A 14,263-nucleotide genomic window follows, 5' to 3' on the forward strand; every position below is an offset into this window, starting at 1 on the left:
AACACATAAATTTATTGTACACAAAACTCAAATCTGTATTTTATTTAACCTTTTTCTTAAATATTAATAGATATTTATTAAAATTATCATCTTTGCTGATGATAAAACAATAAAATGATACTATATCCCCGTGAAGAAATTTAACCAAATCGAACTCAAAGATTTTCTGGATGAAAAGGCTTTTTACTACGAACAACCAAAATTTATTGAAACAGATCCGGTACAGATTCCTCATCTATATACTGAGAAAGAAGATATTGAAATCTCAGGATTTCTTACTGCCACTATTTCCTGGGGGAACCGAAAAAGCATATTAACCAATTCTCACAAATTAATGTCACTTTTAGGGAATAGCCCATATGATTTTATAATGAATCATACCGAGATAAATCTTGAAGATTTTAATGGTTTTGTACATAGAACTTTTAATAGTATTGATCTCTCCTACTTCATCACAGCACTACGGCATATGTATACTAAATATGATGATATGGAAGCTTTTTTTAAATTGTATAAAGAAGAAGACAACTTTCAGACCGCAATTCATAACTTTAAAAAAGAATTCTTTTCCTTACCGCATCCGATTAGAACAGAAAAACATGTTAGTGACCCTCATAAAAACTCTGCTGCCAAACGAATCAATATGTTTCTACGGTGGATGGTAAGGGATGCTTCTGCCGGAGTTGATTTAGGTATTTGGCGTAATCTCTCTCCTGCTCAATTATCATGCCCCTTAGACGTGCACTCGGGAAACGTTGCTCGCAAATTGGGATTGCTTACACGCAAACAAAATGATGGAAAAGCATTGTTAGAGCTTGATACAAAACTGAGGAGCTTAGATCCCATAGACCCGGTTAAGTATGATTACGCATTATTTGGACTTGGAGTTTTTGAAAAATTTTAAGTTTAGAACCATTCTAAAGAGTAATCTTAACTTTACATTCTAAACATTTAGATGATATTTCTTTAATAAACATAAAACATCTTCATAAAGTTGTTGAGGTATGCCTTAAGCTAAATTTGTGGAAACAAAAATCCACACAATCATGAAAAATTATCTTATTACTGCCTCTCTAGGTGCTGCATTACTATTGGCTTCCTGCAACCTAGACGATTACACAGGAGGTCCTACTAAGCCTCCAACAGGAAAAATTGAACTAAAAAATCATTCTATTTCTCCTGTTTTATTAGAAAAAACTCCCGAATTTTCTGATATAGAAATATACAATCTGCTTTCTTCTGAAGACACCTATATTCCTGATTTCACCTACGGTTCTATGGCAGATGGTGCAGGATTACTTCGTAATAAAAACGGAACATTTACTTTAATTAATAATATAGAAGCAGATTATTCTGTTGCCAGAATCACATTAGACGAAACTTTTAAACCAATTAAAGGAGAACATATCCTTAATGCTGTGGCCACAGCAAATACTGCCCAGTGTTCTGGTTCACTAATTACCCCGTCTATACATGGTTTCGGCCCTTTATATCTTTCTGGTGGTGAATGGGGAGGAAATTCTAAAGGTGTTTTTGCAACTAACCCATATAAGAATGCATCAGAAGCTTCTGCTCCCAGAATGTTACCTGCACTAGGGCAATGGTCTACCGAGAATGCTGTAGCGCTAAGCAGACGTGCATATCCGGGTAAAACTGTCGTTTTTATTGGTGATGATAATAGTAATAACGAAGTTCCTTCGGGGCAATTAGGAATGTATGTTGGCAGACAAGGTGATCTTGAAGGAGGTAAATTATACGGGTTGAAAGTAACCTCTCCAGGAGTAACTTATGAGGTAGATATGAAAGAAGGAATTTCTTATGATATGGAGTTTGTAGAATTAACCGAAAAAGATATTGATTTATTAGATGCCGAAGCTAAAGAAAAAGGAGTAATGGGATTTTCTAGATTAGAAGATATAGATTGGAGAAGAGGGCGTAGCAGAAAGAATAACCAAGAAGTATACTTTGCTGTAACAGGAAGGGATAAACCTGGATTAGTAGGAAAAGGAACACGTTCTGGGAGAATTTACAAAGTAGAACTAAATCATAGAAATCCATATGGCCCTGGTAAAATAACTTGTGTATTAGATGGTGACAAAATTGGTGGTACTGCCGAAGCTTTTCACAGTCCTGATAATATTTTGGTAACCAAAAACTACGCTTACATACAAGAAGATCCAAATGGGATTCAAGATTTTAAACCTGCAGCAAATCATTATTCGAGATTATATCAATACAATTTAAACACCGGAGAATTAAAAGTAGTATTAGAATGTGATCAGCCTAAAGCAGCAGCATCTGGATACGGTAGTTTAAATAAGATATGGGAAATAACAGGTATGATTGATATATCAGACGTTATCGGTGTTGATGAAACTTTTCTTATGATTACTCAAAATCATGGATGGGAAAGAGCAGACGGAACACCTTTTACCGATCCTACAGCAAACCCTGATGTAGCAAATAGTCGTAAAGAAGGTAGTATGCTTTATGTAATTAAAGGTTTAGAACGATAAACATATGGTTTTATTTAAATACAACAAAGAGGCTTATTTTGTGATAAGCCTCTTTATCATATTCGGTATTTTTTCTTCTTGTTCAGAAAAGAAAGAAGTAAAAACAGAAAAAACACCATTCAATATCCAAATGAAAGAACAATTCATAACCGATATTACTATGGCAATTAATCACCTGGATAGCGCTAAAACGGATACGAGTAATGTCAAAAAGCATTTTCTTCAATCCAGGAAGTATTTCAAAAAAACTGAACCCATTTTGGCTTCTCTGGATATTGAAAACTATGGCTTCTTAAATCAACCTAATATTTTGAAAGTTGAAGAAGATGACTTTACCGATATAAAAACTAAACAACCAAGTGGATATCAAGTTCTCGAAGAAGAGATTTTTATAGAAGAAATGAATGCTGTGCTTGTGAACAGACACTTAAATCTGGTATCAAATAGGTTAAAATTAATTAGGAAAAATATCAGTTTTAATCACCTAAAGACATATCATTTTTTATGGCTATTTAGAAAATCAATAGTTCAAATTGCACTTACAGGAGTAACAGGTTTTGATTCTCCTGTCTTAGAAAATTCTTTAGAAGAGTCTAAAATAGTATACCAAAGTTTAAAGACTTATTTATCTATCTTTAAAAATGAATTTAACGACGTAGCGCTTTTAAAAAAATGGAATCAGGAAATAGACGCGTCAATTAAAGATCTAAATGCTAATTTTAATACGTTTGATCGATATCATTTTATTAAAAATCATACGCATAAACAATTAGAATTATGGAATCAGGTTGTAGATGATTGGCGTGTGAGCTTTCCTTTTGAGTTAGCAATAAAAAATGATGCTACTTCTCTTTTTTCTAAGGATACTTATAATCACACTTATTTTGCTGATAGAAATTCTGGAGAAATGACTTCAGAAAAAATAGCATTAGGAAAAAAGTTATTTTACGATACTAACTTATCTTCAAATAAAAAAATGAGTTGTGCAACCTGTCATCATCCGGATAAAGCATTTACAGATGGGTTAAAAATTGGCGCAAAAGTTACACGTAATACCCCTACTTTATTATATGCTGGCCTACAAAAAGCATTTTTCTATGATAAAAGAGCCGGTAGTTTAGAAGGTCAGATCATTGCTGTGATAGAAAATGAAAATGAATTTCATACAGATTTAGAAACGCTGAGACAAGTTGTTACACAAGATAGTACATACACAAAAAGTTTTGCCGAAATTTTTAAAAACCAAAAAACTGGTAATGCCGAAATTAGGAATGCTATAGCCAGTTATATAAGAAGTTTAGCGCCTTTTAACTCTAAATTTGATAGAAACATAAATACTCTGGAGAATACGCTTACTAAAAATGAAATTAATGGTTTTAATCTTTTTAATGGTAAAGCCAAATGTGCTACATGTCATTTTGCTCCTATTTTTAATGGTACTGTGCCTCCTAACTATAGAGAATCAGAAATCGAATTAATCGGAGTTCCAGAACAAAATGACACTATTAATGCTACTATTAGTGCAGATTTAGGGAGGTATTATGTGTATAAAACCCCCGAAAGGAAACATTTTTTTAAGACTCCCACGGTTAGAAATGCTGGAAAAACAGCTCCTTATATGCATAACGGAGTATATACTACTCTAGAAGATGTTATGGATTTTTATAACCGTGGAGGCGGTATTGGTATTGGTATCCAGAATGAATATCAAACCTTACCTCCCGATCCGTTACACCTCACTAATCAGGAAATAGAAGATATTATTTCGTTTATACATACATTAGAAGATGATATTGAAACCTATTAAAAAAAGCATTTGATTGCTATTAACCCACTCACTAATTGGGGTATAAATGGTCGCATGTCTTTTTTGAGCCATATTACGGTTATCACGTAAAATTGTTATGTGATGCTAATTAATTCGTAATATCTGGGTTATTTTTGTTAATTTTATTAGGAATTGATTCTTATATAAATCAATTCTTTGTAAGAGGATGATATCGAATGCTATACCCATAAACGAAAACTTTAGGTTAGAAGCTTTAAAATCATTAGACATTCTGGATACCGAATCACAGAAGGAGTTTGATGAAATTACTGCTCTTGCCGCGTATATCTGTGAAACAGATATGGCGCTAATCTCATTGGTAGACAATGATAGACAATGGTTTAAGTCTAAACACGGTTTAGAAACGTGTGAGACTCCTCGTAATAATTCACTTTGCTCTCATGTTGTTTTACAACCTCATGCTCCTTTAATAATTAAAGATACCCGAGAAGATAAGCGTTTTAATGATAATCCAATTATTCTAGAAGAAAAATCTATTATTTTTTATGTCGGAATTCCTTTGATAGATAAAGATGGGTTTGCTTTGGGATCCTTATGTGTGATGGATAGTGTTCCCAGAGAGCTCTCTAATAAACAACTAGAATCCCTTAACGCTCTGGCAAAGCAGGTGATTATTCTTTTCGAGCTTAACAAAAAGAATAATGATCTTCAAATAATTCAAAACAAGTTAAAAAAACATAACGAATCTTTAAGGGAATTTGCTAGAGTGATATCGCATGATCTCAAAATGCCATTAGCCAATGTTATTACATCTACAGATTTGTTAAAACTTAAACTGGAAGATAAACTCGATAATGAAAGTTTAGAATATTTTGATTATATCAAAACTTCTTCTTTCTCTATGAGTAGTTATATTAGTGATGTACTTGATCATTATGAGAGTGAAAGTTTAATACATAATGAACCCGAAGAATTTTACTTAAACCATCTATTGAGTAAAATTGTTGATTTACTTACGATGAAACCGGATTTTACTATCTATTTCCCAGAAGAAGATCCAATCATACAATGTAATAAACTAGCATTAAAACAAATTTTCTTTAATCTTATCGGAAATAGTATTAAATATAATGACAAAAATCAGATCATTATATCAATAGAAACTAACGAAGATGAAAATTTCTACTATTTCAGAATAACAGATAATGGAATGGGAATTCCAAGTGATAAGTTAGATACTATTTTTGAGCTTTTCACTACCGCTAATACTACAGATAGAAGTGGTAATAAAGGTAATGGTATTGGACTTTCTACGGTAGAAAAATTAGTTAAGAACCTAGGGGGGGATATTAAAGTATCTTCTAAAGAAAAAATTCAGACCACTTTTGAGTTCTCTATAAAGAAATCTATTTAAACTGTTTTAGATAGTATTTTTGCGACACAAGCCTGAGCACATTTTTCACCGTCGATAGCTGCAGAAATTATACCTCCGGCGTACCCTGCTCCTTCACCACAAGGATATAATCCTTTAATTTGTGTATGTTCTAATGTTTTCCAGTCTCTGGGAATACGAACAGGTGATGATGTTCTGGACTCGGGAGCATGCACCACAGCATCATTGGTAAGATATCCTTTCATGCTTTTACCAAATGCTTTAAAACCATCTTGTAATATTTGATGAATAAATTTGGGAAACACTACACCCATATCAGCAGATGTTAAACCTGGTTTATACGAAGTTTCCGGAAGATTTGTTGATATTCTTCCTTCAACCATATCTACTAATCTTTGTGCAGGAACCTTTTGAGTCTTCCCTCCTACTTGCCATGCGTGCTGCTCTATATATTTCTGAAAATACATCCCCGATAAAGGACCATATTTAGAAAATTCCTTAAAATCTTCTATCCGTAATTCTATAACAATACCACTATTGGCGGTAGGTTGATCCCTTTTAGAAGGAGACCATCCATTTGTAACCACTTCTCCTGGGCTGGTAGCGCAGGGAGCAATCACACCGCCGGGACACATACAAAAAGAATACATTCCTCTGCCTTTTACCTGTTTTACAATACTATATGGTGAAGGAGGTAGATAAGGTCCTCGAATTTCACAAGAATACTGAATCTGGTCTATGAGTTTTTGCGGGTGTTCTACTCGTACTCCCAAAGCAAATGGTTTTGCTTCGATTTCTATTTGTTTATCATACAATAGCGTAAATATATCTCTTGCAGAATGTCCTGTGGCCAGAATAACTTTATTAGTAGCAATAGTACTCCCATCCAATAGAGTGACTCCATTGATTTCAGAATTTCTAATTTCAAAATCAATTACACGAGTATCAAAATGTACTTCTCCTCCTCTTTCAACAATTTTCTCTCGTATTGCAGTTATAATACCAGGTAATTTATTTGTCCCAATATGTGGATGTGCCTCTATCAAAATTTGATCGGTAGCTCCAAACCCAACCAAAAGCTCTAAAATACGATATACATCTCCTCTTTTCTTAGACCGGGTATATAATTTACCATCACTATATGTTCCTGCTCCACCCTCTCCAAAGCAATAATTAGAATCTTCGTTAACAATGTGATCTCTGGTAATAGCTTTAAGATCTCTACGACGTGCCTGTACATCTTTTCCTCGTTCTAAAACAATGGGTTTACAACCCAATTCAATACAGCGTAGTGCTGCAAACAGGCCTGCAGGGCCGGCTCCAATGATAACTACCTCTGGTGCATTAGAAACATCTGGATATTCTGGTAATACAATGGGTTGATCTATATAGTCTTCCTGTACATATACTTTTAGCTTCAAATTGACCTTAATTGCCCGTTGTCGAGCATCTATAGAACGTTTTAAAACCTGAATATGCCTAATTTCATCAGAAGGGATTCCATTTTTATGTGCTACCTTACTTTTTAATTGATCGGGATGTGCCGCAATTTCTGGTGAAACTTGTATCGTGAATTCGTATTGCAATCTTAGCTTAGGTTTTGAATTTAGGGCGAAGATACAACTTTCTTTGTTTCAAAATAACACCTAAAAAACATCAAAATAATACTAGCAAACAAGCTGAATCTTTCTAGATTTAACCTTTTCTTAAGATATTAGTCCCTATCTTTGACCTCAAACAAACCTTAAATTTACAATTATGAAAAAGCTTTTTTTATTAGCAATTGCGGTAATCGGTTTTTCAATTTCTTCAAATGCACAGGACATCAAACTTGGTTTTAAAGGTGGGGTAAACTTTGCTACATTAAATGGGGACGGTTATAACAGTTTGGATGCACGTACAGGATATCATATTGGTGCTGTAGTTCAAATTGGATTATCAGATATGTTTGCTGTACAACCAGAACTTATATATTCTGCTCAAGGGGCAAAATTTAAAGCCTTTGGTATAGATCAAGATATTGATGTTGATTATTTAAACCTTCCTGTTTTGGTAAAATTTAAATTCGCTAAACTTTTTAGTGTAGAAGCAGGACCTCAATTTGGTTTTATAGTTAATGATAATTTTAATGGTGGTACTGATCCAGAAAGTTTTGATCTAAGTGCAGCTGTAGGTGCCGGAGTAGAATTTGGTTCTTTTTTCGGTCAATTACGATATAATATTGGATTTACTGATATTGTAGATAATGTAGAAGCTAAAAATTCTGTATTTCAAGTTTCTGTTGGATACTATATCTTTTAGTAAAAAAAAGATTTATATAGAAAGAGCGGAAGTTTTACTTCCGCTTTTTTTAGACATAAAAAATAATGACTCCTCCCCTTACCACTCCATGACTTATTTTAATTTTTGATTGATAATTTGTGAATTGATAATTTTGAAATTCATAAATCCCAAATCTTATAGTATATTTGACAAACCTTACTAAGGAATGCAGTTTAAACACCCAGAATTTCTTTACGCTCTTTTTGCACTTATAATTCCTATTCTAGTTCATTTATTTCAGTTACGACGCTTTCAGAAGGTTAATTTTACAAATGTTCAGTTTCTAAAAGCGGTTACGGTACAAACTCGAAAGAGTTCTCAGATCAAAAAATGGTTAACGCTTCTTGCTCGATTATTAGCTATGGCAGCTATCATTTTTGCTTTTGCACAACCATTTCTGGCATTAGAAGAAATTGTTGGTAAAAAAAGTAAAACCGTATTATACCTTGATAATTCGTTTAGTATGCAGGCCAAAGGTTCTAAAGGGCCTCTCCTAAAACGTGCTGTACAAGAAATTCTTAGTGACCTTCCTGAAGAGGAAACTATATCTCTTTTTACCAATACAGAGACTTTTATTGATGTTTCTAAACAGGATATCCAAAACGACTTGCTACAAATCGAGTACTCATCTAATCAACTTTCGTATTCAGCAGCTTATCTTAAAGCTAAACAACTAGTAGGAACATCTCCAGAAACCAATAAACGTATCATAATGGTTTCAGATTTTCAACAAAAAGAAAATGCCTTTAGTATACAAAAAGATACAGATACAAAAACACACCTTGTTCAGCTACAACCTGTCACCAGGCAAAATATTGCTATCGACAGCCTGTATTTAAGGCATAATACCAATAATGACCTCACTCTTAATGTAGTATTAAGCAATACGGATACTAATGCAGAAAACACATCTATTGCACTATATAATGACGATAAATTGATTGCCAAAACTGCAGTTTCTATTCCGGAAAATGGCATAGCCGAAACTGAATTCCGTTTAGATGAGAATATAAAAATTAACGGTCGGGTAACTATAGAAGATCCTGTAATAACCTTTGATAATTCAAGGTTTTTTACCATAAATGCTCCAGAAAAGATAAAAGTTGTTGCTATTAATGAAGCAAATGATAATTTTATAAAAAATATTTTTACTTCAGATGAATTTGTAGTGCTAAGCAGCTCTGTCGAAAGGCTTAATTATAATGATATTAGTAATGCAAACCTGGTAATCATTAATGAGGTTAAGCAAATTCCGGTATCACTTATCAATGCATTAAAGCCTTTTGTTGATCAAGGAGGTACTATTTGTCTTATTCCTGCAACAAATGGAGATTTGGTTTCGTATCAACAGTTTATAAGCGGATATTCGACACAAGGGTTATTGGCAGAAACAACACGTGAAAAGAAAATCACATCTATTAACTTCTCACATCCATTATATCGTGGGGTTTTTGATAAAAAGATTACAAATTTTCAATATCCAAAGGTAAATAGTTATTATCAGGCAAATGCATCCAATATCGTACTATCTTTTGAAGATAATAGCCCTTTCTTATACAAAACAAATAATATATATGTATTTACATCGGCTATAAATCAGGAAAATTCTAACTTTAAGAATTCTCCTTTAATCGTTCCTACATTATATAATATTGGTAAACAAAGCTTACAGCTTACCGATATATCATATACTATTGGTCAGATTAATTCTTATGATATTCCTATATCTCTCGGACAAGATGGAATATTGTCTTTGGTCTCTGACCAGGAAAACATTATACCATTGCAACAGAGTTTTTCTACAAAAGTGAATATAACGACAGACGAAGTTCCTACACGAGCAGGGATTTACAGTGTACAAGATAAAAATAACAGTGTTCAACAACATGTAAGTTATAATTATAATAGTGCAGAGAGTGATTTACAATACTATAACTTAACTACTACAGAAGATTATCAAGTAAGCCAATCAGTCACAGAGCTTTTTGATCAAATAAAAGAAGAGACTAGTGTTAATGAACTTTGGAAATGGTTTGTTATTTTTGCGTTGATATTCTTGCTAATTGAAATACTACTATTAAAATATCTAAAATGAACTTCTTATTAAAGGCTGCTACTGTAATTGACCCAAAATCCCCTTTTCATCGTCAAACAGTTGATGTATTAATCGAAAATGGAATAATTACAGATATAAAGAAGACAATCAAAGCCCCTGATCATGTTGAAGAAGTTACATTAGATAACTTACACATCTCACAAGGATGGTTTGATAGTAGTGTAAGTTTTGGTGAACCAGGATATGAAGAACGTGAAACTATTGAACATGGTTTACAAGTGGCTGCAAAAAGTGGTTTCACAGCTATAGCATTACACCCAAATACATTACCAGTAACCGATAATAGCACTTCTATAGGCTTTCTGAAAGGGAAGTCTCAAAATAGCGCAGTATCATTATATCCTATCGGAGCGTTGACCATACAGTCCAAGGGTGTAGATATGGCAGAATTATATGATATGCAACATGCAGGTGCTATTGCCTTTGGTGACTATAAAAAAGCTATTCAAAACCCTAATCTATTAAAGATTGCTCTTCTCTATGCACAAAATTTTGACGGATTGGTTCTATCTTTTCCTCAAGAAAATAATATTGCCGGTAAAGGAATGGTTAATGAAGAAGAACAAAGTACTTTACTTGGATTGAAAGGAATTCCTGCGCTAGCAGAAGAATTACAGATTGCGCGAGACTTGTTTCTACTAGAATATACCGGTGGCACCTTACACATCCCTACAATTTCGACAGCCAAATCAGTAGCATTAATTAGAGATGCTAAGGCAAAAGGATTACAAATAAGTTGTAGTACCACCGTTCATCATTTAACCCTAACTGATAAAGAGTTGGTTACATTTGACACTAATTATAAAGTACTCCCTCCATTAAGAACACAAAAAGATGTAGATGCCTTGGTAAAAGGTATAAATGATGGTACAATTGATATGGTTACCAGTGATCATCAACCTATAGATGTAGAACATAAAAAGGTAGAGTTTGATCACTCAAAATACGGTACTACCGGTTTAGAAAGTGCTTTCGGAAATCTTAATACAATATTAGATATTGAACAAACCATAGCAATGCTTACCAGTGGTAAATCTATTTTCAAAATAGAAAGTGAAAGCATTGAAAAAGGTAATAAAGCAGATTTATCTTTATTTAATCCTACAGGTGATACCACTTTTACAGAAGAGCATGTTATATCTTCTTCAAAAAATAGTGCTTTTATAGGAAAATCTACAAAAGGAGTTCCTTATGGTATTATCGCTAACGGAAAAATGATATTAAAATAAGTATATTACAAAACTAATTCTTCATTACGATCTAGTGTAGTAATAAAATAATATAATACAACAATTATGCAATCTGACTACGCAAAACAAGGAAAAACAGCAGCTATTGTTTCATATATCACCATTATTGGTACAATTATAGCTTTTTTTATGAATCAGGAAAGTAAAAATCAGTTTGCAAGTTTTCATATCAGGCAAGCACTGGGTTCATGGATTAGTTTCTACCTTTTAATAGCTTTGGCTAATATTTTTGACTCACTAATGATTCATATCGCTTTCTATATCTTCTGTATCGTGCTAATTGTTTTTGGACTTATTCTGGCTATACGAGAAGAGCAAAAAACAGTTCCTATTTTGGGGCCGTATTTTCAGGAATGGTTTAGTTTCATTAAATAGTAGATTATAACGAACTATTTTATGTTTAAAAAAATAGCAAAACTAGTTCTTAAACTCTTAGTATTTCTTTTTTTAACCGCTCTAACGCAAATTGGTGGAGTGATATATATTCTTACAGAATTACTGGTTAAAAGAAACATACACAAGTATAGGTTCAAAAAAGCAATTATATTCCTTATAACATATGTAGGTATAACATTTTTGATTGTACCCTATATCGCTCCATTATTTGGTAGAGAAAAAATTAAAGATACTACACAAATAAAAGCGCATAGCTTCATAACAAAACTTCTAAACCGAAATTATGTGCGTCCAGAACTTCATATTGCACTAGAAGAAATTGCAAATTCATTTCATCAAACGAATCCTAATATCGCACTGGTATATCTGGATGTTAGCTTTCCATTTATAGATGGTTTTTCATTGCTTCCGCATTTGAGTCATAATGATGGAAAAAAGATTGACATCTCATTTATTTACCAAGATCATAATAAAACGACCAACAAAAAACCATCGGTTAGTGGCTACGGAATATTTGAATCCCCTACCCAACAAGAATATAATCAAACCTTAATTTGTAAACAAAAAGGAAATTGGCAATACGATTTTACCAAATACATAACTTTTGGAACCTTAAACAAAGGGTTAAAATTTTCTGAAAAAGCTACAAAAGATTTACTTTTGGCAATCGTAAAACAAAAACAGATAGAGAAGGTTTTTATAGAACCACATCTTAAGAATAGATTAAAGATACAAAGTGCCAAAATACGATTTCATGGATGCCAGGCAGTACGGCATGATGATCATATACACATACAATTAAAATAAATTAAAACCCCTATTTGATAAAGAATAACAAAAAATGATTAATAAGAAATATGAAATTGAAATTAAGTATATTCCTGTTTGTAGCAATAATTTACAGCTGTTTATCTCAAAAGCATAACAAACTTCAACCCAAAATAATTATTGTACAACCTATTGTTGTTCAATCTGATGAGGGTACGAATCCCGCTTTAATGGCTTTACCAGAGTATTTGGTGGATAGGGCATACCAAAAAGCTAAAGTAGATTTTCATTTTTTAGAACCTATTTACTATAATAATACCAAGGCGAGAGATGGAGAAATCAATCTTGATGAAATCGTTAAAGCATCACAAGAGAATGGCCTGTTAAAAGGGCAGGGTGATATTGTTAATATGTTTTTTGTAAATGCTATTGATGGTAATAAAGGTCCTTTAGGAAGGGGAATAATGGGAGGGTATATTACATTTATTGTACTTGGAGAGAACTCTGATAAAAACATAGATGAATTAAAAAACATGCAAGCGTTTGTAATTGCACACGAGGTTGGTCATAACCTATCATTAAAACATGCTATAGATGACCCTAATGTTTCTGATTCTCTTCCTAATATACAAAGCAGCGGAGCATTTAAAGATAGAATAGACCCAAAAAATAGCCTAAATGATTATCAAATTGGTGTAGTCCACAAAAGCCCATTAGTCCATTCCAGAATAGAATTTTTATCAAAAAAAGAAGGTAAAGAAGCGATACTCGATGAATCATTCGAGCCCTATTTTTCTCAACTTCAAAAACGTGAAATAGCAGCTTTTGTTCAGGAAAAAGTGACTACAGAAAGTATCAATGAGGTAAGACAATTTGCAAAAGATAAGTTTGCCTCTGCTGTTACAGATTTTACAAAAAATGAAAAGAAATGTATTACCTATGTTACTAATAAAGTGAATGAAATATTACAAAAGAATAATATTTCTTTAATGGCTAATCACCCTTGGAGATTTATTAAAATAGAAGATTGGTTATGTGGTGGATTTGCACATACAAGAGGTACCTATATTATTCTGAGTCAAAAGCATATTAATCATCTAACTAAAGAATGGAGCGATCAAATGACTCCCGAAGAAGAAGAAACACTTATAAAAAAACTAGGAGGGTTGTTGGTACATGAGCAAATGCACTCACTACAGCGTACATACAAAACTAAATTCTTAAAACTGTATACCAATTATTGGAACTTTGTTAATGCCAATGTCCTTGAAGAAAAACCGATACAAATCAACCAGGTTTCTAATCCCGATGCGCCAATTGCAGAATGGCTTATCCCTAACAAAAAAGATAAAAACACCTATTTTTGGATCAGAACCTTGTTAAAAGAAGGTTCTGATATTCCTGTTATGGGAAAGGATTTCGTAGATACAGTATTTACTGTTCAAAAAGTAAACAATGTATTCTCGGTTAAAAAAGATTCTAATAATAAACTTATGAGTTCTTCTCTTTCTGAAATAAGTTTTTACAGTGATTCTTTTCCTGTTAAAAGAGGTTTAGATCACCCAAACGAAATCTCTGCCTATATGTTTTCTGAATATTTTAAGGTTTTGATTTCTGATGAAAGATTTTTAAAAAAAGTTTCACCAAAGGCTTCAGACCACACTACATCATTTATAAACTGGATCAATAAAGAAATGAAAGAGTAAATAAACT

General features: G+C 32.9%; 11 protein-coding genes. 10 read left to right on the plus strand and 1 reads right to left on the minus strand.

Annotated features, from left to right (window positions below; all coding sequences use genetic code 11):
• Nucleotides 1-130 precede the first annotated feature (130 nt).
• The 4 genes from DK441_RS25645 to DK441_RS25660 all read left to right on the plus strand — a co-directional run bounded on the left by DK441_RS25645 (nucleotide 131) and on the right by DK441_RS25660 (nucleotide 5,719).
• Nucleotides 131-904, plus strand: a complete 774-nt coding sequence (locus DK441_RS25645; RefSeq protein ID WP_109853382.1) for a TIGR02757 family protein — start codon at nucleotides 131-133, stop codon at nucleotides 902-904.
• Nucleotides 905-1,046: 142 nt separating this feature from the next.
• Nucleotides 1,047-2,516, plus strand: coding sequence for a phosphatase (locus DK441_RS25650; RefSeq protein ID WP_109853383.1), 1,470 nt, complete (start codon nucleotides 1,047-1,049; stop codon nucleotides 2,514-2,516).
• Nucleotides 2,517-2,520: 4 nt separating this feature from the next.
• Nucleotides 2,521-4,323 carry a cytochrome-c peroxidase gene (locus DK441_RS25655; RefSeq protein WP_109853384.1) on the plus strand — a complete coding sequence of 601 codons (1,803 nt, stop codon included), beginning with the start codon at nucleotides 2,521-2,523 and terminating at the stop codon, nucleotides 4,321-4,323.
• Nucleotides 4,324-4,510: 187 nt separating this feature from the next.
• Nucleotides 4,511-5,719, plus strand: a complete 1,209-nt coding sequence (locus DK441_RS25660; protein ID WP_109853385.1) for an ATP-binding protein — start codon at nucleotides 4,511-4,513, stop codon at nucleotides 5,717-5,719.
• Here DK441_RS25660 and DK441_RS25665 read toward each other — a convergent pair.
• Nucleotides 5,716-7,284 carry an NAD(P)/FAD-dependent oxidoreductase gene (locus tag DK441_RS25665; protein ID WP_109853386.1) on the minus strand — a complete coding sequence of 523 codons (1,569 nt, stop codon included), beginning with the start codon at nucleotides 7,282-7,284 and terminating at the stop codon, nucleotides 5,716-5,718. The two genes, DK441_RS25660 and DK441_RS25665, sit on opposite strands and share 4 nt — an antisense overlap.
• A 172-nt stretch (nucleotides 7,285-7,456) precedes the next feature.
• On the opposite strand from DK441_RS25665, the gene DK441_RS25670 reads away from it, so the two are divergent.
• The 6 genes from DK441_RS25670 (at nucleotide 7,457) to DK441_RS25695 (ending at nucleotide 14,256) form a co-directional block, all read left to right on the plus strand.
• Nucleotides 7,457-7,999, plus strand: a complete 543-nt coding sequence (locus tag DK441_RS25670) for a porin family protein (protein WP_109853387.1) — start codon at nucleotides 7,457-7,459, stop codon at nucleotides 7,997-7,999.
• Between the two features lie 187 nt (nucleotides 8,000-8,186).
• Entirely contained in the window at nucleotides 8,187-10,115 is a 1,929-nt protein-coding gene (locus DK441_RS25675) for a BatA and WFA domain-containing protein (protein WP_109853388.1), read from the plus strand.
• Nucleotides 10,112-11,365 (plus strand): dihydroorotase family protein, encoded by a 1,254-nt coding sequence (locus DK441_RS25680; RefSeq protein WP_109853389.1) that lies wholly within the window; start codon nucleotides 10,112-10,114, stop codon nucleotides 11,363-11,365. The genes DK441_RS25675 and DK441_RS25680 overlap by 4 nt, the downstream gene beginning before the upstream one ends.
• A 66-nt stretch (nucleotides 11,366-11,431) precedes the next feature.
• Nucleotides 11,432-11,761, plus strand: coding sequence for a hypothetical protein (locus DK441_RS25685; RefSeq protein WP_074406016.1), 330 nt, complete (start codon nucleotides 11,432-11,434; stop codon nucleotides 11,759-11,761).
• 21 nt (nucleotides 11,762-11,782) lie between these two features.
• Entirely contained in the window at nucleotides 11,783-12,589 is an 807-nt protein-coding gene (locus DK441_RS25690) for a hypothetical protein (RefSeq protein ID WP_109853390.1), read from the plus strand.
• A 50-nt stretch (nucleotides 12,590-12,639) separates the two neighbouring features.
• On the plus strand, nucleotides 12,640-14,256 hold the full coding sequence (locus DK441_RS25695; RefSeq protein WP_109853391.1) for a zinc-dependent metalloprotease family protein: 1,617 nt from the start codon (nucleotides 12,640-12,642) through the stop codon (nucleotides 14,254-14,256).
• The last annotated feature ends 7 nt before the right edge of the window (nucleotides 14,257-14,263 follow it).

It is taken from the genome of Aquimarina sp. AU58, assembly GCF_900312745.1.
In the GTDB taxonomy this organism is placed as follows: Bacteria; Bacteroidota; Bacteroidia; order Flavobacteriales; family Flavobacteriaceae; genus Aquimarina; species Aquimarina spinulae.

What these genes read in the sequence shown, in the direction of transcription:
- DK441_RS25695 (WP_109853391.1), top strand. Translation starts at nt 12,640, where the DNA reads ATGAAATTGAAATTAAGTATATTCCTGTTTGTAGCAATAATTTACAGC.
- DK441_RS25680 (WP_109853389.1), top strand. Translation starts at nt 10,112, where the DNA reads ATGAACTTCTTATTAAAGGCTGCTACTGTAATTGACCCAAAATCCCCT.
- DK441_RS25655 (WP_109853384.1), top strand. Translation starts at nt 2,521, where the DNA reads ATGGTTTTATTTAAATACAACAAAGAGGCTTATTTTGTGATAAGCCTC.
- DK441_RS25675 (WP_109853388.1), top strand. Translation starts at nt 8,187, where the DNA reads ATGCAGTTTAAACACCCAGAATTTCTTTACGCTCTTTTTGCACTTATA.
- DK441_RS25690 (WP_109853390.1), top strand. Translation starts at nt 11,783, where the DNA reads ATGTTTAAAAAAATAGCAAAACTAGTTCTTAAACTCTTAGTATTTCTT.
- DK441_RS25685 (WP_074406016.1), top strand. Translation starts at nt 11,432, where the DNA reads ATGCAATCTGACTACGCAAAACAAGGAAAAACAGCAGCTATTGTTTCA.
- DK441_RS25670 (WP_109853387.1), top strand. Translation starts at nt 7,457, where the DNA reads ATGAAAAAGCTTTTTTTATTAGCAATTGCGGTAATCGGTTTTTCAATT.
- DK441_RS25650 (WP_109853383.1), top strand. Translation starts at nt 1,047, where the DNA reads ATGAAAAATTATCTTATTACTGCCTCTCTAGGTGCTGCATTACTATTG.
- DK441_RS25660 (WP_109853385.1), top strand. Translation starts at nt 4,511, where the DNA reads ATGATATCGAATGCTATACCCATAAACGAAAACTTTAGGTTAGAAGCT.